This window comes from Rhodococcus sp. Q (genome assembly GCF_005503035.1).
Taxonomy (GTDB): Bacteria; Actinomycetota; Actinomycetes; order Mycobacteriales; family Mycobacteriaceae; genus Rhodococcus_G.
In genome coordinates, this window is record NZ_SCOY01000003.1 from 282,836 (window position 1) to 298,744 (window position 15,909).

The 15,909-nt window shown below is 66.4% G+C and carries 18 protein-coding genes and 1 pseudogene; 11 read left to right on the forward strand and 8 right to left on the reverse strand.

Features of this window, described 5'->3' with window-relative positions; translation table 11 throughout:
* Positions 1 to 28 precede the first annotated feature (28 nt).
* Positions 29 to 394, reverse strand: coding sequence for an anti-sigma factor antagonist (locus FFS72_RS05505; RefSeq protein ID WP_050066689.1), 366 nt, complete (start codon positions 392 to 394; stop codon positions 29 to 31).
* Positions 395 to 924: 530 nt separating this feature from the next.
* Between FFS72_RS05505 and FFS72_RS05510 the strand changes: the two genes are divergently transcribed.
* The 4 genes from FFS72_RS05510 to FFS72_RS05520 all read left to right on the forward strand — a co-directional run bounded on the left by FFS72_RS05510 (position 925) and on the right by FFS72_RS05520 (position 2,077).
* Positions 925 to 1,149, forward strand: coding sequence for a WhiB family transcriptional regulator (locus FFS72_RS05510; protein WP_249353142.1), 225 nt, complete (start codon positions 925 to 927; stop codon positions 1,147 to 1,149).
* A 129-nt stretch (positions 1,150 to 1,278) separates the two neighbouring features.
* Positions 1,279 to 1,434 carry a hypothetical protein gene (locus FFS72_RS26345; RefSeq protein ID WP_171018570.1) on the forward strand — a complete coding sequence of 52 codons (156 nt, stop codon included), beginning with the start codon at positions 1,279 to 1,281 and terminating at the stop codon, positions 1,432 to 1,434.
* Between the two features lie 120 nt (positions 1,435 to 1,554).
* A complete protein-coding gene (locus tag FFS72_RS05515) occupies positions 1,555 to 1,824 on the forward strand; it encodes a GlsB/YeaQ/YmgE family stress response membrane protein (protein WP_050066515.1) in 270 nt (89 codons plus the stop codon).
* A 52-nt stretch (positions 1,825 to 1,876) separates the two neighbouring features.
* Complete coding sequence (locus tag FFS72_RS05520; protein WP_137872981.1) at positions 1,877 to 2,077, forward strand: CsbD family protein; 201 nt, start codon at positions 1,877 to 1,879, stop codon at positions 2,075 to 2,077.
* A gap of 211 nt (positions 2,078 to 2,288) precedes the next feature.
* On the opposite strand, the gene FFS72_RS05525 is transcribed toward FFS72_RS05520, so the two are convergent.
* The gene (locus FFS72_RS05525) at positions 2,289 to 3,182 is read right to left on the reverse strand and encodes a DoxX family protein (protein ID WP_137872982.1); all 894 of its coding nucleotides are present in this window, start codon (positions 3,180 to 3,182) and stop codon (positions 2,289 to 2,291) included.
* A 53-nt stretch (positions 3,183 to 3,235) separates the two neighbouring features.
* Positions 3,236 to 4,453, reverse strand: coding sequence for an MFS transporter (locus tag FFS72_RS05530; RefSeq protein WP_137872983.1), 1,218 nt, complete (start codon positions 4,451 to 4,453; stop codon positions 3,236 to 3,238).
* Between the two features lie 66 nt (positions 4,454 to 4,519).
* On the opposite strand from FFS72_RS05530, the gene FFS72_RS05535 reads away from it, so the two are divergent.
* Positions 4,520 to 4,942, forward strand: coding sequence for a hypothetical protein (locus FFS72_RS05535; protein WP_137872984.1), 423 nt, complete (start codon positions 4,520 to 4,522; stop codon positions 4,940 to 4,942).
* 197 nt (positions 4,943 to 5,139) lie between these two features.
* A complete protein-coding gene (locus tag FFS72_RS05540) occupies positions 5,140 to 6,363 on the forward strand; it encodes a hypothetical protein (protein ID WP_212744321.1) in 1,224 nt (407 codons plus the stop codon).
* Between the two features lie 96 nt (positions 6,364 to 6,459).
* Here FFS72_RS05540 and FFS72_RS05545 read toward each other — a convergent pair whose 3' ends face one another.
* Complete coding sequence (locus FFS72_RS05545; RefSeq protein ID WP_137872986.1) at positions 6,460 to 6,993, reverse strand: glutathione peroxidase; 534 nt, start codon at positions 6,991 to 6,993, stop codon at positions 6,460 to 6,462.
* A 387-nt stretch (positions 6,994 to 7,380) separates the two neighbouring features.
* Here FFS72_RS05545 and FFS72_RS05550 point away from each other — a divergent pair, with 387 nt between their 5' ends.
* Positions 7,381 to 8,028, forward strand: a complete 648-nt coding sequence (locus FFS72_RS05550; protein ID WP_137872987.1) for a DsbA family protein — start codon at positions 7,381 to 7,383, stop codon at positions 8,026 to 8,028.
* Positions 8,003 to 8,644: a vitamin K epoxide reductase family protein gene (locus FFS72_RS05555; RefSeq protein ID WP_137872988.1), complete on the forward strand. Its 642-nt coding sequence runs from the start codon at positions 8,003 to 8,005 to the stop codon at positions 8,642 to 8,644. The genes FFS72_RS05550 and FFS72_RS05555 overlap by 26 nt, the downstream gene beginning before the upstream one ends.
* Positions 8,645 to 8,668: 24 nt before the next feature.
* On the opposite strand, the gene FFS72_RS05560 is transcribed toward FFS72_RS05555, so the two are convergent.
* The 3 genes from FFS72_RS05560 to FFS72_RS05570 all read right to left on the reverse strand — a co-directional run bounded on the left by FFS72_RS05560 (position 8,669) and on the right by FFS72_RS05570 (position 10,300).
* On the reverse strand, positions 8,669 to 9,385 hold the full coding sequence (locus FFS72_RS05560) for a cation efflux transmembrane domain-containing protein (RefSeq protein WP_137872989.1): 717 nt from the start codon (positions 9,383 to 9,385) through the stop codon (positions 8,669 to 8,671).
* Positions 9,385 to 9,714 (reverse strand): ArsR/SmtB family transcription factor, encoded by a 330-nt coding sequence (locus FFS72_RS05565; protein WP_137872990.1) that lies wholly within the window; start codon positions 9,712 to 9,714, stop codon positions 9,385 to 9,387. The genes FFS72_RS05560 and FFS72_RS05565 overlap by 1 nt, the downstream gene beginning before the upstream one ends.
* 142 nt (positions 9,715 to 9,856) lie before the next feature.
* Entirely contained in the window at positions 9,857 to 10,300 is a 444-nt protein-coding gene (locus tag FFS72_RS05570) for a hypothetical protein (protein ID WP_137872991.1), read from the reverse strand.
* Between the two features lie 379 nt (positions 10,301 to 10,679).
* Between FFS72_RS05570 and FFS72_RS05575 the strand changes: the two are divergent.
* A pseudogene (locus tag FFS72_RS05575) lies at positions 10,680 to 13,010 on the forward strand (MMPL family transporter); the annotation flags it as partial.
* 127 nt (positions 13,011 to 13,137) lie between these two features.
* Here FFS72_RS05575 and FFS72_RS05580 read toward each other — a convergent pair.
* Complete coding sequence (locus FFS72_RS05580; RefSeq protein WP_137872992.1) at positions 13,138 to 13,482, reverse strand: winged helix-turn-helix transcriptional regulator; 345 nt, start codon at positions 13,480 to 13,482, stop codon at positions 13,138 to 13,140.
* Positions 13,483 to 13,540: 58 nt separating this feature from the next.
* On the opposite strand from FFS72_RS05580, the gene FFS72_RS05585 reads away from it, so the two are divergent.
* Positions 13,541 to 14,302 (forward strand): SDR family oxidoreductase, encoded by a 762-nt coding sequence (locus FFS72_RS05585; protein ID WP_137872993.1) that lies wholly within the window; start codon positions 13,541 to 13,543, stop codon positions 14,300 to 14,302.
* An 89-nt stretch (positions 14,303 to 14,391) separates the two neighbouring features.
* On the forward strand, positions 14,392 to 15,795 hold the full coding sequence (gene dprE1 / locus FFS72_RS05590; RefSeq protein WP_137872994.1) for a decaprenylphosphoryl-beta-D-ribose oxidase: 1,404 nt from the start codon (positions 14,392 to 14,394) through the stop codon (positions 15,793 to 15,795).
* Positions 15,796 to 15,909: the final 114 nt, after the last annotated feature.

A 15,909-nucleotide genomic window follows, 5' to 3' on the forward strand; every position in this document is an offset into this window, starting at 1 on the left:
CGTTGCGAACCCGCCTGTTCCATTGGCGTCACACCGTCGCGAGGGCCGCTTCGACGGTGGGGAAGACCTCGACGGTGTCGGTCATTCCCACGATTTCCATCGGCCGCGACGTGTTGGGGCCGTCGGCGACGACCAGGAATCGGGTTCTGCCTTCTGCGCTGTCGGCGGTGCGCATCAGCACCGCGAGGCCCGCCGAGGACAGGAACTTCACCCCGAGCAGGTCGGCAATCAGCGCGGACGCTCCGCGCGTTCCGACCAGCTCGGACAGCTTCTGCTCGAAGTCAGGCGCGGTCACGACGTCGATGTCGCCGCTGGCACGCAGGACCACGACGCCTTCGATGACGTCGACCGCCAGCTCGAGGCTTGACACGGGCGCGAGCTCGGGAAGGTCCATCTGTTGAACCCTACCGTCGGCCGGCTGCTCGGAGTTCACTGCACGCATGGGGTCACCGCCCGCGTTCGTGCCGTCATGATCTTGCCCCCGGTCCGGGTCCTGTCCCGAAAGTACGAGACCCCGTACACCGCGTACATGCCTTTCACGACAGACATCCGAGCGGCGGACAAGGATGTCCGCGCTGTCTTCGACTGCATGCTTCAACACTCCTTCGTGGTGACCGTGAGGACCACCGACTGATACCGACAACCGCTTGGTACCCCGTGCGCCGAGATTCCATACCCACCCGATTCCGGCGAGATCGGTGGGGCGGCCGCCTACCCGCTCTGTGCAGGGATTAAACGTGTTTTCCCTGGTTGACATGCTCTGACCGGGTGCCCTAGAAGTAGTCACCACATTCAGCCGCGAGGTCCGGGAAATTCGAATCCACTGGGAGGTCGACCATGGCGAAGCAGTCTGCGAGCAGGAACCGAATCACTCAACCGCGAATCGATCGACTGCGCCCGCTGGGCAGCGACTGGGAATGGCAGATGCGGGCCGCGTGCCGGTCGACGGATTCGGCGGTCTTCTTTCCGCCTACGGGCGAGGGGTTGCGGGCGCGCCGGCTCCGGGAGTCGAAGGCCAAAGCCGTGTGCGGACGGTGCCCCGTTCGCCGGGCATGCCTGGAACAGGCCCTGGCAGTGGGCGAGCCCTACGGCGTCTGGGGAGGGCTCGCGGAGTCGGAGCGTCGTGCCGTGACTGCCGTCTCCGCGTGAATTGTGTCCGAGCAGTTCAGGATCGGTCTGCTGCCCGAGGTATGACCCGTCGAGATCCGGGGTATCAGTCCGTCAACCGCAGCGGCGCCGAGCACGGAGCCTCACGCATTGATCCGAAAGGTGGCAGTGATGACCGATCTGTCGACGAACAGCGAACTTACCCGCGAGACGAGTCTTGACCGCGGACCCGCCTCGGGACAGGCAGTGGTGGCAGTCGGTGTCCTTGCAGCAGAGGCCGAGAGGATGCGAATCCGTATGGCCCGTGAGGCGCTCGGTACTCCCTGACGGTTCGGCGTCCGTGCACTCGTAGTCGAGTTGCGCGAAAGCCACATTCACGCGGCCGCGGTCGCGCGGCCACACTACCGGCCGGTCTCGTGAACCGGTATTACAGAAGGAGACGTCACAGTGTTGTCAATGAGCATCATCGGATGGATCGTCATCGGCGGCCTTGCCGGGTGGATCGGTTCCAAGCTGATGGGAACGGACGCACAGCAGGGCATCATCCTCAACATTGTCGTCGGAATCATCGGTGGCCTGATCGGTGGCTGGGTCTTCGGACTCTTCGGTGCCGATGTGGACGGCGGTGGCTGGATCTTCAGTTTCGTCACCTGCCTGGCGGGTGCGTGCATCCTGCTCTTCCTCGTCAAGCTCGTTACCGGGCGTTCGAGGGCGTAACCCCCTTCCTTGGGGACAAGGACGAATCATCAATCACGACAGGAGGATTTCCATGAGTGTCGGTGACAAGTTCAGCAACAAGGCGGAAGAACTCAAGGGACGCGCGAAGGAGGCGGTTGGGTCCGCCACCGACGACGACGACCTGAAGAACGAAGGCAGGGCAGACCAGGCGTCGTCGGCGGCCAAGAAGGGCGCCGAGAAGGTCAAGGACAAGGCCAACGAGGTCGCCGAGAAGCTCACCGGTGACGACTGACAGTTCGTCGCTACAAGGTCCGCGGGGGGTTCGTCGTAAGACGAACCCCCCGCGGACTTTTGGTGTTCAGCACGCAAAGCCGGTGAGAGCCAACGATGCCGTAGGGAATCCGGCGAGGGGCCGAGCACAGTGGGTCGCTGGGAGCAATGGTGTCACGACGAAAGGGCCCGCGCGGTCTGCCCGGGCGGGCCCAGTGCGTTGGAACGGCGTGTCAGTGCTGCAGGTCGGCGGCGCGCTCCTGGGCTGTGGCGAGTGCCCGCTTTGCCTTCCGTCGCGCGCGGCGCCCCAGAATCTCGGCCTGTTCGTTTGCGGCCGAGGCCAATTCGCTTCCGCGATCGCGTGCGATCTCCGCCCATTCACCACCCCGGTCCTGCACGACCTCTGCCCATTCGGCGCCGCGTTCGCGGGCCAGTTCGCCGAGTTCGAGTCCGCGAGCACGTGCCTGTTCGGCGAGTTCTGTGCCGTGCTCGCGAACAAGGGCGGCCCACTCGCCGCCGCGTTCGCGGGCGACCTCGAGGGCGTCGCCACCGCGCTCCCGAGCAACCTCGAGGGCTTCGCCACCCAGCTCGCCGGCGTGGTCGGCCGCCACGTGGGCGCGATCGGACGCAGCGGCGAGAGCGGGGAGTCCGGAGTCGTTCCCGAGGACATCCGCCACGCGGTCCTGTGCGTGTCGGACGGCACGGCGGCCCCGCCAGCCGAGCGACGGCTTGGCCTCGGTGTCAACGGCGGCGATCAACAGGCCACCGAGAAGTGACAGATTCTTGAAGAACTGGATTCGCTGTGCAGAGCGCTGCGCAGGGTCCTCGATATTCCAGAATGCGTGGCCGACGGCGGTGGTCGGGACGAGGCTGCCGGCGAGTACCAACGATGCCAGCCGTGGTGCCTTGCCCACCGCCAGCAGTGCGCCGGCGCCGACCTGTACCGCAGCATTGATCTTGACCAGCGTCTCCGGATTTGTGGGAACCTTCTCCGCAACCGACGCGGGCAGCTTGTCGGCTGCCTGCTCGGCGGCGGGCGCCTTGGCGCCCGGGTTCCGCAGAGAATCGATGCCACCGACGATGAAGACGGTGGCGAGCATGGGGCGGGCGATACGACGGACGATCATGAACGGCCTCCCGGGTTCAGTTCCTCTCACCGTATCGACGCATACCCTCGCGGTCACCCGGCGAAACGTTGCGGGCGTGTCACGGTACCGCTGACATGGAGAACGGTCATGGCAGCGGCACCAACGACGGGGCCGGGGGCGAGGAGTAGGAAGGCGTACTGCCAGCCGATGTGACTCGCTGCGAGAGGAACGAACTGGATGGTCACGACGGTCAGCAGGAAACCGATGGCCGTCTGCGCGGTGAGTGCGGTGCCGACATAGCGCCGGTCGGCGGTCTCCGACAGGACAGTGGAGAAGACTCCGGAATCGGCGATGACCGCCGCACCCCAGACGAGGAGAAACGGCAGGAGAACTCCGAGCGGAGCTGTGAACATCAGTGGGGACAGCAGGCAGCACAGACCGCTGACGACGAGCGCCGCCGCAGCGGCAGGGGGACGTCCGAGCCTGTCGGCCGCCCAGCCGCCGAGCAGGCACCCGACGAACCCGGCGAGCCCGATCGACGTGAAGGTGATGATGCTGTTTGCGGCGGTCACCGTGCTTCCGCGCTGCTCGCGGCCGGCGACGATGAATGCGGACAGCCAGGTCCACAGGGCGTAGAGCTCCCACATGTGGCCGAAGTAGCCGATGTTCGCCAAACGAGGTCCGCGATCACGAAACATCGCGATCGCATAGCGGGGATGCGGGGTGACGGGGCGGGTGTCGAGGTGCGGGCCGGGGACGAGGACTAATGCAGCCACGAGCGCGCCCGCGAGCCCGAGGATGGCGGCGGTCGCCATCACCGCCCGCCACGGAAGCGGGCCGAGCCCATTGATCAGGTGTGGCAGAGCGGACCCGAGGGTGAGGGCCCCGATGAGCACCCCGAACGCGCGACCGCGGTCCGACGACGGAGACCACGACGCCATCAGCTTCATCCCCACCGGATAGACCCCGGCGAGCAGAACCCCGGTGAGGAACCGCAGCGGGATCGCCGTAGCGAGTCCGCCGGAGACCGCGGCGAGGGCCGCCGTGCAGGACGCGGCGCCGAACGAGCTTGCCGCGAGCAGATATTGGGGTGGGAATCGGTCGGCGAGGTTGAGCGCGGTGGACGTGACTGCGCCGACGACGAACCCGATCTGGACGGACGCGGTGAGCCACACCGCCGCGGTCGGCTCGATGCCCCACTCGGTCCGCAGGCTCGGCACGACGGCGGTGGCGGAGAACCAGACACTGAGCCCGAGTACCTGGACCATGGCGATAAGGGCCCGTTGCTGATTCGTCGACGACTCGATCATGACCCCATGACCCTCCTCGGCGGCGACGCGTCGACATGATCGGACTCCTCGTCCTATTCTGAACCAATGAGCACCGGAAACCGGGAGCTCTCCGGCCTTCCTCGGGGCGCCGACGACCTGACGACCGAGTGGTTGTCGTCGGCACTGGGGCGCGGTCCGGTGTCGGATGTGTCCGTCGAACCGCGATCGCGAAACTCCCCAACGCCGATGCCGGACGCCGCGCGCTGTTCCACAGGTTGTGAACCCCTGCACTTCTCGGCGTCGTACGACAACTACACGAGGGGGGCGCAGACGCGGGGGCTCGCAGAGTTCATCGCGGAGCTTCTTCAGCAGCCGCACATGTGCGATCCCCTGGTGGAATCCGGCTGGACGGATCCCGAGGAACTGCAGCGGATGCGGGACGCGATCGTGGCGTGGGGTGCGGCCGAGGACGCTTTCTACTACCGGGCGCGATGCGAAACGGTGGCGCGCAAGAGGTTTTCGCCCTAGCGGCTTGTTGCTATTGACGTGGTGCCCCGGTGCGAGTACAAACTGACAACACATGTTGTCATATTTGTGGTAGCGCGGGCACTGCCGGGTTTCGGCTGAACGTCGTACCGCCCTGCTCCACCAGTTGTCGGGATGTAGGGGGACTGATGGTGATTGTCGGTCGCGTCGGTGGATTTCGGCGCAACAGGATTCGACCCATGGTGTGCCTTGCGATCTGTGCCGTGTGCACATTCGTGGTGCCGACGACGGCGACGGCCGGTCCGGACCCGAGTGCGTATCTGGACGTCGCGGAAGCGAATCGGGACGGGACGGCTGCGGGCGGCGTCGATCCGGCGTTGCCCCTCGACCGGGCCATCCTCGAGTCGGCGCTCGGCGCCGCCAGGGCTTCGGGTGCCGACCCGCGGCGCTACGCGAGCCTGCTGCGGCAGTATTGGCTGGTGGTGGGTGCAGAGAACGCGCACATCGACCTCGCCGGGTGGGATCCGTCGCGCGGGCTGGCGGCCAATCTCGAGACCGTCAACGACGTGTACGTCAACTACCTGCGGCTGACCAACAAGCATCCGGAGCTCTGCTGGTCCGGCATGGCCGGGCTCGCGGGGGTGTCGTTCGCCGCCGGTTTCTACGACCTCGGTGACGCCAGTGCGATCTTCAGCGTGCCGGGTGTGCATCAGCTCGGATCGGCGGCCGCAGATCTGATCCGCGGTGTGCCGCCGGAGGTGGTCGGTCGGCTCCCCGAAGATCTGCGTCTGCTGGCGACCGAAGGTCCCCGGGTCACCTCCGCGGACCTCGACTGGTACATCGGGCGGCTGCTGGCCATGCAGAAGCACATCTTCATGGACATGGTGCCCATGCACGAGGCATACAGCGCCCTGGGGCGGGAGGGTATCGACGAGTTCGCGCGCGCCGGACTGCTCGACGACAACATCGCCCGCGCCTGGCAGTCGATCTTCGACGGTACACGTCAGGGGAATGCGGATGCTTTGGTGCGCATGGCTTCTCGTGAGCAGAATCAGATCATCGCCGATCAGTGGGACGCGACCTCGGGCGGTCGCGGCGTGATGGGCCGGGTCATGACCTACCTGACCACGGTCGCGGGCAAGCCCGCAGTGCCCGGAACGAGGGCACCCGGCGTCTACGCGCCCATCGACGTGCCGCTCGGCGACCCGGTCGTGTCGCCGCGGCTGCATGCGCCGCTGCCCGACTTCAACTGGGCGGATCGCGAGCCGCGCTGGAGGTACATCTCCGAGGACCTTGCGCCCAGCTACACACGGATGGTCGAGGAGAGGCCCGACAAGGCGGCGGCCCTGCTGCGCATCCCGTTCGCCGATCAGATGGCGGGCGGGCGACTGGTGCCGCGGCTGCCGGATCTGCTGCACGACCTGACGAGCACGTGGGAGCTGGACCCGGCGCCGGCTCGGTGAGTCCGTGCGTCGCCCTCGACAGGACCGCCCCCGGGGAACCGGTGTGGGCCGGTCTCCGGGGGCGGGCTGGATTCGGAACTGCTCCTGGCTTACTGCCTAGACCAGGTCGGCGAGCGCCGTCTCGATCTCCGAGGGCAGGACGGTCGGCTCGAAGCGCCGCACGACCTTGCCCTCGGGGTCGACGAGGAACTTGGTGAAGTTCCACTTGACCGCGTCCGTACCGATCGACTCGGGCATCGTCTTGCTGACGTGCTCGAACAGGAAGCCGTTGTCGGGACCGAAGTCGCCCGGCGCCTCGGCACGCAGGTGCTGGTACAGCGGGTGCGCATCGTCGCCGTTGACGTCGATCTTGCCGTACACGGGGAAGGTGACGTCGTAGTTGACGCGGCAGAAGTCCTGGATCTCGGCGTCGGTGCCGGGCTCCTGGCCCGCGAACTGGTTGCACGGGAACCCGATGATCTGCAGGCCGAGATCGTCGGACTTGCGGTTCAACTCCTCGAGGCCCTCGTACTGGGGGGTCAGGCCGCACTTGCTGGCCACGTTGACGACGAGCAGGTACTTGCCGGCGTAGCCGCTCAGGTCCTCGGTGGTGCCGTCAGCAGTCGCGACGGTGAAGTTGTGGACGCTCATGAACTCTTCCTCTGGGTAGTGCGGATGGGCAGTAGGGCTGTCCGACGCGTGAAGCCGGACGGCGATGGGCGTGTTGGTACCGGTTATGGCGTAACGGACGCACCAGCACATGTCCGGCGGTCGCGAGGCCGGTGAACAACGCCGGTGTCGGATTTCCGTCGGGCATTCCAGAACCCTACGGAACTGCCTGAGCCACGTGACGTTGTACCTGTCCGACTCGCAGCCCACATCATGACGAGCCTGTTTCCGGTCGTCGTCCGATGAATCGGGCAGTGGATTCGAGCACCCCGCCGCTCAGCAAATTCTCATCGGCGATGGTTAGCGTGACGCCATGACAATCTCGTCCGATTTGCCCGGTATCGACCGTGTCGCCCCGGGTGCGGCCGCATGAGCCGGGGGGTCAAGATCTCGGCGGCCCTGGTGGCCGCCTTCGTCATCGCGGTCGGCACGATCCTCGTTGTCACTCGCACCGGAGGCGACTCCGATGCTTCCGCCGCCGGTGGCACCGCCGCCGTGGTGAGGGCGGACAGTCATCGAATCTCGTCGGCGCCCGACGGCAGTCCGGTGTTCGTGGAGTTCCTCGACTTCGAGTGCGAGGCGTGTCGGGCGGTGTATCCGGCGATCGAGGAATTGCGGGCCGAGTACGGCGACAGGATCAGCTTCGTGGTCCGCTACTTCCCGTTGCCCGGTCACTTCAATTCCGAACGCGCCGCGCGCGCAGTCGAAGCGGCCGCGCGGCAGGGCAGGTTCGAGCAGATGTATCAGCGGATGTACGACACCCAGCCCGAGTGGGGTGAGCAGCAGGTGCCCATGGACGATGTGTTCCGCGGCTACGCCGTCGATCTGGGCCTGGACATGGCGGCGTTCGACGCGGCGTATGCGGACCCGGCAACCGCGGCTCGGATTGCCGCGGACGTTGCCGATGGTGAAGGCCTCGGTGTCACGGGCACGCCGTCGTTCTTCTTCGACGGGCAGCGGTTCGAACCGTCCACCTATCAGGATCTGACCGATGCGTTCGACGCCGCCCTCGACTGACGCCGCGGCCACGCCCGGGAACGTGGGGGGCGGCGCGGCGTTCGGGCGGTCGCTGCCGTGGCTGCTTCTCGTCGGCGGGCTCGTCGGGCTCGTCGCGTCGTTCGTGCTGACCGTCGAGAAGTTCTCGCTGGCAACGGATTCGAACTACATTCCGTCGTGCAGCATCAACCCGGTCCTCAACTGTGGGTCGGTGATGTCCACCGAGCAGGCGTCGGTGTTCGGGTTCCCCAACTCGCTTCTGGGCGTCGTGGGGTTCTCCGTGGTCGCCGCGACCGGCGCGGGGTTGCTGGCCGGTGCTCGATTTGCTCGCTGGTATTGGCTCGGCCTTCAGGTCGGGGTGAGTGCGGCTGCGGTGTTCGTGCACTGGCTGATCTTCCAGAGCCTGGATCGGATCGGAGCCCTGTGCCCGTACTGCATGGTCGTATGGGCCGCGACGATGCCGATCTTCTGGTACGTGACCTTGCGGAACGTGTGCCAGTACTCCGCCGGTCGGCCGGCGGTGCTGCGCGCGCTCACCGCCGGTGGAAATCACCTGATCCCTGTGACGGCATGGTTTCTGGCGGTGGCAGCGCTGGTGCTCGTACGTTTCCACTCGTACTGGACCACGCTGCTGTGAGCGAGGTCGGTCGGAATCATCCCGTCAGTGCTCGGGTGTGGTGGTCCGGCGATCGGTGCAGCACTCGTCGGCGCACCGATCGCCTGCATCCGGCATCGTTGTGGGGCAACAGGTCTCGCCACGCAGAGCGTTGACACCCTCCTTCGCCGCGATCGCGGCGATGGCAAGGGCGGTAATCGGGTCGGCCCACGACCACCCGAACGCGCTGTTGACGAGCAGTCCGGCAAGCAGAATCGCCGACAGGTAGGTGCACAGCAGGGTCTGCTTGGAGTCCGCAACCGCCGAGGCGGAGCCGAGTTCGCGGCCCGCGCGGCGCTGCGCCCACGAGAGCACCGGCATGATCACCAGGCTCACCGCGGCGAGGGCGATCCCGATGCGCGAGTGCTCCGCCTCGCCGACCCCCGCCAGGGAGCGGATGGACTCGATGCCGACGTATCCGGCCAGGGCGAAGAACGAGACGGCGATGATCCGCAGCGCGACCTTCTCCCGCGCCTCGGGGTCCTTCCCCGCGAACTGCCACGCAACCGCGGCGGCGGAGGACACCTCGATGACCGAGTCCAGGCCGAACCCGACCAGCGCCGTCGAGGAGACGCGCGCACCCTCGGTGATCGCGATGACGGCCTCGATCACGTTGTAGGAAATGGTCGCGGCGACGAACCACCGGATCCACCGCGCGAGCACCGCCCGGCGCTGATCCGGCACGCGCGGCCGAACCTCGGGGACCTCGAGTGGAGTGGCCATCAACAGCACCCGTCGGTGCCGGCGTCCGGGCAGCAGGCCGGGTCCACCGCGAGCACCAGCCCGATCAGGTCGTCGAGAGCGCGGCCGATGCGCGGATCTGCCAACTCGTAGCGGCTGCGCCGCCCCTCCGGGACGGCCACGACCAAACCGCAACCGCGCAGACACGCAAGGTGATTGGACAGGATCTGGCGTGAGACCCCGATCTGATCCGCAAGCTCCGACGGATACCCCGGGCCGGACCGCAGGTTCAACAGGATCTGGGTCCGGGTCGTGTCGGACAGGGCGTACCCGAATCGGGCGAGGGCGTCGCGATGGATCAGCGTCTCCATGCGTCAGACAATACAGAATTATCTGTATTCAGAAAAGCATGGATTATTTGACGCTGATCGGTGCGTCGCCGCCCCGGCGCGGACTCACGACGAACCGTCCCACCCGCGCCACGGGATCGAGCACCGCTCCGGACGCCCCTGCCTATGTCATGTTTCGGAGGTGGCCCGACGGGCTGTAGTCGATCTTCCAGTCCGTGTACACGCCGGGCATCCCGTCTCGCACGCACCGCAGTCCGATGCTCACCCAGCGCACGTCGTCGCTCCCGTCGGCGACCGGGGCGAATCCGACGGCGATGGCGAACTCCGTACCACCGCAAGGGCATTCGCACTGTACCGGTTCGGCCTCGAGCCAGTGATCCGCGCTGTCGGCGATCAGAACGGCGTCGTCGCAGGCCACGCAGAGCCGTTCGGCGCAACCCACCTCGTCGTCCACACCTATCTCGAAGACCCGTCCGCCGCATCCGGCGCAGACCGACTCGGTGACGGTGTCGATGCGGTGGCCACCGGCGCGGTGGTCCTTCACGTACTCGACGAGGGAGGCGAAGTCGTCGCCGTGCCCCGGGGCCTGCGCTTTCTCTGGCGTCACCTGCGCCATTGTGCACGGCGAGCGAGTGCTTCGTCGCCCGTTGTCGTCGTTCCCCGCGCTCTGGCCTGGCGTGCGAAAGCTGCAACGCGGCGAAACCGGCGCCACATTCTCAGAAGGTTGTTAGACGAGCACCGCCGACCCCCTGACGATGGCATCTCACCTGGGTTTTCGGTCGTCTCGTCGGTCTTCTCGCGATGCCCACACGAGGGGCTCGCCGGCCCGCAGGAGTTTCGCTTCCCTCGGCGGTGACAGACCGAACGTACGGTGTCTGCACGGCGCGCAGCAGCGAGGCCCATCGGGCAGTGACATCGGAGGTTGCCTGGGGCTAACCAGGACTCTGTGCCGGTGGGCCGGGAAACAGCACCGCGAGGGGGTGAAGGTGTTCGCAACGTTGGGGCGACTCGTCTATCGAATGAGGTTCACCGTCATCGCCGCGATGGTCGGTGCGATGCTCGCGCTGGGGGCGTACGGGCTCGGCGTCGACAAGCAACTGAGCCAGAGCGGTTTGGTGGACCCCGGGTCGGAATCCGTTGCAGCTTCGCTGGTGGCAGACGGAACGTTCGGGCGCGACACCCGCTCCGACGTGGTGCTCCTCTACACCGCACCCGAGGGCACGACGGTCGACGATCCGACCTTCGCGGCGAAGATCGCCGGGAACCTCGACCAGCTCGAGTCGGATCACCCGGACGAGATCCTCGCAGTCAACGGCAGCTACTGGTCGATGAAGGTCGCGGCGATGGCCGACCCGACCAGACGACACGCGATCGCCAGCGTTGCGATCGCCGGCGCCAACGACACCGAGATCGCAGCCAACTTCAAGGCGGTTCGCGACGAGTTCACCATCGACGGGGTCGACGTCCAACTCACCGGCCTGCAGCCGGTGACCGGAACGATCAGCGACACCATGGCCAACGACCTGCACCGGATGGAAATCCTTGCGATCCCCGCGGTCGGTGTGCTGCTCTTCTTCATCTTCGGTGGCGTCGTCGCTGCCGCACTCCCGCTGATCGTCGGTGGCCTGACCATCGTCGCCGCCGGTGGCATGGTCAAGCTGTTCACACAGTTCACCGAGGTGAACGTTTTCGTCCTGTCGGTGGTTTCGCTCATCGGCCTGGGCCTGGCGATCGACTACGGCCTGTTCATGGTCAGTCGGTTCCGGGAGGAGATGGCCGAGGGCTACGGCACCGGTGATGCTGTGCGCCGCACCGTGATGACCGCCGGCCGAACCGTGGTGTTCTCCGCGACGATGATCGTCACCAGCCTCGGTGGGCTGCTGATCTTCCCGCAGGGCTTCCTCAAATCGATGGCATACGGGGCGATCACCGCGGTCGTGCTGGCCGCGCTGATCTCGATCACGGTGCTGCCCGCGATCCTCGGAATCCTGGGCAGGAGGGTGGATGCGCTGGGCCTGAAGTCGATGCGCAAGACCAAGACCGCCGAGGAGATCGAGAACAGTTTCTGGGGTCGGCTCACTCAGTGGGTGATGAAGCATCCGCTCCAGGTCTCGGTCCCGATCGTGATCGGGCTTCTGCTGCTGACGATCCCGATCTCGGGCATCAAGTTGGGTGGCATCAACGAGACCTACCTGCCGCCCGGCAATCCGACGCGGCTGGCGCAGGAGCAGTTCGACGAGTTGTTCCCCAGCTTCAGATCCGAGCCGATCAAGTTGGTCGTCGAGGGCGCGCAGGGCGCGGAGCTCACGCAGATCGTCAAGCAGGCCAGCGAGGCGCCCGGCCTTGTCGAGAAGTTCAGCATCAACAATCCGACCAAGGATGGTGTGACCGTCTTCAAGGCCGGGTTGGTCGATCGCAACGACGCGGACGCGACGATCGAGTTCCTGAGGGCGATGGACGTCCCCGACGGAGCCACCGTGCTCGTCGGTGGCACGCCCGCGATCGAGTACGACTCGATCGCCGCACTGCTCGGCAGCCTGCCGCTGATGGTGGCGCTGGTGGTGCTGTTGACGACGCTGCTGATGTTCCTCGCGTTCGGATCGCTGGTGCTGCCGATCAAGGCCGTGCTGATGACCGCGCTGGGCCTGGGTGCGACATTGGGCATCGTGACGTGGATCTTCATCGACGGTCACGGCGCGAGCGCGATGAACTTCTCGCCGGGCCCGATCATGGCGCCGGTGCTGGTGCTGATCATGGCGATCATCTACGGCCTGTCGACCGACTACGAGGTGTTCCTGCTCTCCCGGATGGTCGAGGCGCGCGCACAGGGCGCCGGCACCACCGAGTCGGTTCGGATCGGCACGGCGCACACCGGCCGGCTCATCACCGCGGCGGCGTTGATCCTGATCGTGGTCACGGGGGCGTTCGCGTTCTCGGAACTGGTGATGATGAAGTACATCGCCTACGGCATGATCGCCGCGTTGATTCTCGACGCCACCGTGATTCGCATGTTCCTGGTGCCGGCGGTGATGAAGCTGCTCGGCGACGACTGCTGGTGGGCCCCGGCGTGGATGAAGCGTATTCAGGAACGGCTGGGGCTCGGGGAGGTGGTCCTCGCCGACGAACGCATGCAGAACGGCATCCCGGATCTCGTGGCGTCCGACGGATCGATCGCGTCGTGGACGCGACAGACCGATCCCGATGCGGGAGGGAATACGGGTGTCGACCTGCCGGAGCCGGCGACCGAGCAGATCCCGACCATGAACACCCGAGCACGAGCACGGGCCGTGAGCGACCAACCCAGGTCCACGCGACGGCAACGGAGAGTGCCGGATGACGAGCCGACGCTGACCGTCCACGAGCTGCTTGCCCGGCAGCTTCGCGACCGAACGCGTTAGAGGTCAGGATCCGCTGTCGGGTGATGACGAGCAATCCCAAGGGTCGCTACTCGGCGGCTGCCTCGGGAGCGACACTCGACGGCCACCGCTCCGACCAGTCCCAGAGTTGCTGAAGCGCATCGCTCAGTTCGGTTCCCGCGACCGTCAGTTCGTAGGACTTGTCGGCGCGCTTCTCGATGATGCGGTGGTGCTGCAGACGTTGGAGGCGTTCGGACAGCATGCTCGACGAACAGTTGCCCATCCTGCGGCGGAGCTCCAGGAAGCCGAGCGGTCCCGGCTCGAGTTCCCAGATCACCCGCAGAACCCACCGTTGTCCGAGTAGCTCGATGGCCCCGAGAGCCGGATGCGGAGATGCTCGATCGGGGTGCTCTGGTTCGCTTGCGCTTCTCATTTCGAACCACCATAGTGATTCTAAATCAGAAGCGCTTGGTCGGGTGGAGGGGAGCGGAATGGATGAGGTACCCGGCGGGGAGGGGCGTCGCATTGCGCTCGTGACAGGTGCGTCGCGGGGAATCGGCGCGGATACCGCCAGAATGCTCGCCGGCGTGGGCGACCACGTTGTCGTCAACTATCGCGAGAAGGCGAAGCGCGCTCACGCTGTCGCCGAGGCCATCGTGCACTCCGGCGGTAGCGCGTCAGTCCTCGGTGCCGATGTGTCGGACGAGGGCTCCGTCGACCGGATGGCGGAGCAGGTGGCGGAGCAGTTCGGTCGCCTCGATGTGTTGGTGCTCAATGCTTCCGGCGGCCTCGAGATCGACGCGGAACCGGGCTACGCGATGCGGATCAACCGCGATGCCCAGGTTCGGATCGTCGAGCGGATGCTTCCGCTGATGGGAGCCGGGTCTCGGATCGTGTTCGTCACGAGCCACCAGGCACACTTCCACGGCCGCAAGCCCGTACCGGCGGAGTACGAGCCCATCGCGGCGAGTAAACGGGCCGGGGAGGATGCGCTACGCGCGATGGTGCCTGCGCTGGACGATCGGGGAGTCACCCTCACCGTCGTGTCCGGCGACATGATCGACGGGACGATCATCGTGAGGCTGCTCGAACGGCGAAACCCCGGTGCGGTTGCGGCTCGACGGGGTCACGGCTCCCTTCCCACCGTCGAGGAGTTCGCTCGCGCGATCGTCGATGCCACGGTGACCGATGCCGCGACGGGGCACACGGTCTACGTCGGCGGATCGGACTACCTGGCGGCGCCGCGGGCCTGATTCGGGGTCGCCCTCCCTCAGTGGCCACGCGGGCCGCCGTGACGGATCCGGCGGCGATCACAGTGGATCCGGCCGGTAGGTCCTGCGCGATGGCTACTGTGGACCGAGTGACTGTGACGACCGAGTTCAGAACCGAACGGCGTTCTCTGAGCGGGTGGGGTAGGCGTGCAGCAACACCAGCAGACGTGCTCGCCACCCCCGACCTCGATGTAATTGCCCAAGCAGTACGCACGGCAGGACCACGCGGCGTCATCGCCCGCGGGCTCGGCCGGAGCTACGGCGACCCCGCGCAGAACGCAGGCGGACTCGTCGTGGACATGACCGCGTTGAACCGCATCCACCACATCGACCCGGATTCGGGAATCGTGGACCTCGACGCCGGCGTCAGCCTCGACACCCTGATGCGTGCCGTCCTGCCCCGCGGTCTCTGGGTTCCCGTGCTGCCCGGGACCAGGCAGGTCACCATCGGCGGCGCCATCGGCGCCGACATCCACGGCAAGAACCATCACTCACACGGCAGCTTCGGCAATCACGTCGAAGCACTCGACCTGCTCACCGCCGACGGAACCATTCGCACGCTGACGCCGTCCGGCGACGACGCAGAACTGTTCTGGGCCACGATCGGCGGAATGGGACTGACCGGCATCGTCGTTCGGGCCCGTGTGCGCATGAAGCACACCGAGACCGCGTACTTCATCGCCGACCACGACCGCACCGCCAACCTGGATCAGACGATGGAGTTGCTGACCGGCGGCAGCGACGAAGGCTACGACTACTCGATGTCGGTGCCCGACACGATCTCGACGGGACCGAAACTGGGTCGCGCCGGCTTCACCCGCGGCTCGCTGGCTACTCTGGATCAGCTGCCCCCGAAACTGCGTCGGGATCCGTTGCGGTTCAACGCCCCACAGCTGTTCACTGTCCCGGACGTCTTTCCGAGCGGGATGGTCAACCGGGTCACCACGCGAATCGCCGCAGAAGCTGCGTATCGGATGTATCCGAAGCACGGCCGCGGCACCATCCAGAACTTGACGCAGTTCTATCACCCGCTGGATCTGTTGGGCGAATGGAATCGCGCGTACGGTCCCGGTGGGTTTCTGCAGTACCAGTTCTCGGTCCCGTTCGGCGCCGAACAGCAACTGGCGGAGACGATTCGCTCGATCGCCGAGTCCGGCCACCGGTCGTTCTTGAACGTGTTCAAACGAATGGGGGAGGGCAACCCGGCACCGCTGTCGTGGCCGGAGCCGGGGTACATGCTCAGCCTGGACTTCCCGATTCGCGGCGGCCTCGGCAGTTTCTGCGACGAACTCGACGAGCGCGTCCTCGATTTCGGTGGCCGGCTGTACTTCGCCAAGGACTCACGGAGCACTCCCGAGCGCATCGCCCGGATGTACCCGCGACTCGACGAGTGGCGCACGACCAGGGACCGCATCGACCCGGAAGGGGTGTTCGTCTCCGACCAGGCGCGCCGACTCCGCCTCGTGTCCGGCTAGGTGTACCCGGCCAGGACGTTGGTAGCAGGCGTGTCGGCTTGATGCGAAGAGAACCTCCGAGTGGGGTGTGGCTTGTCTAAGGCCCACATCCGCTCGGAGGTTCTCGTGTCACAC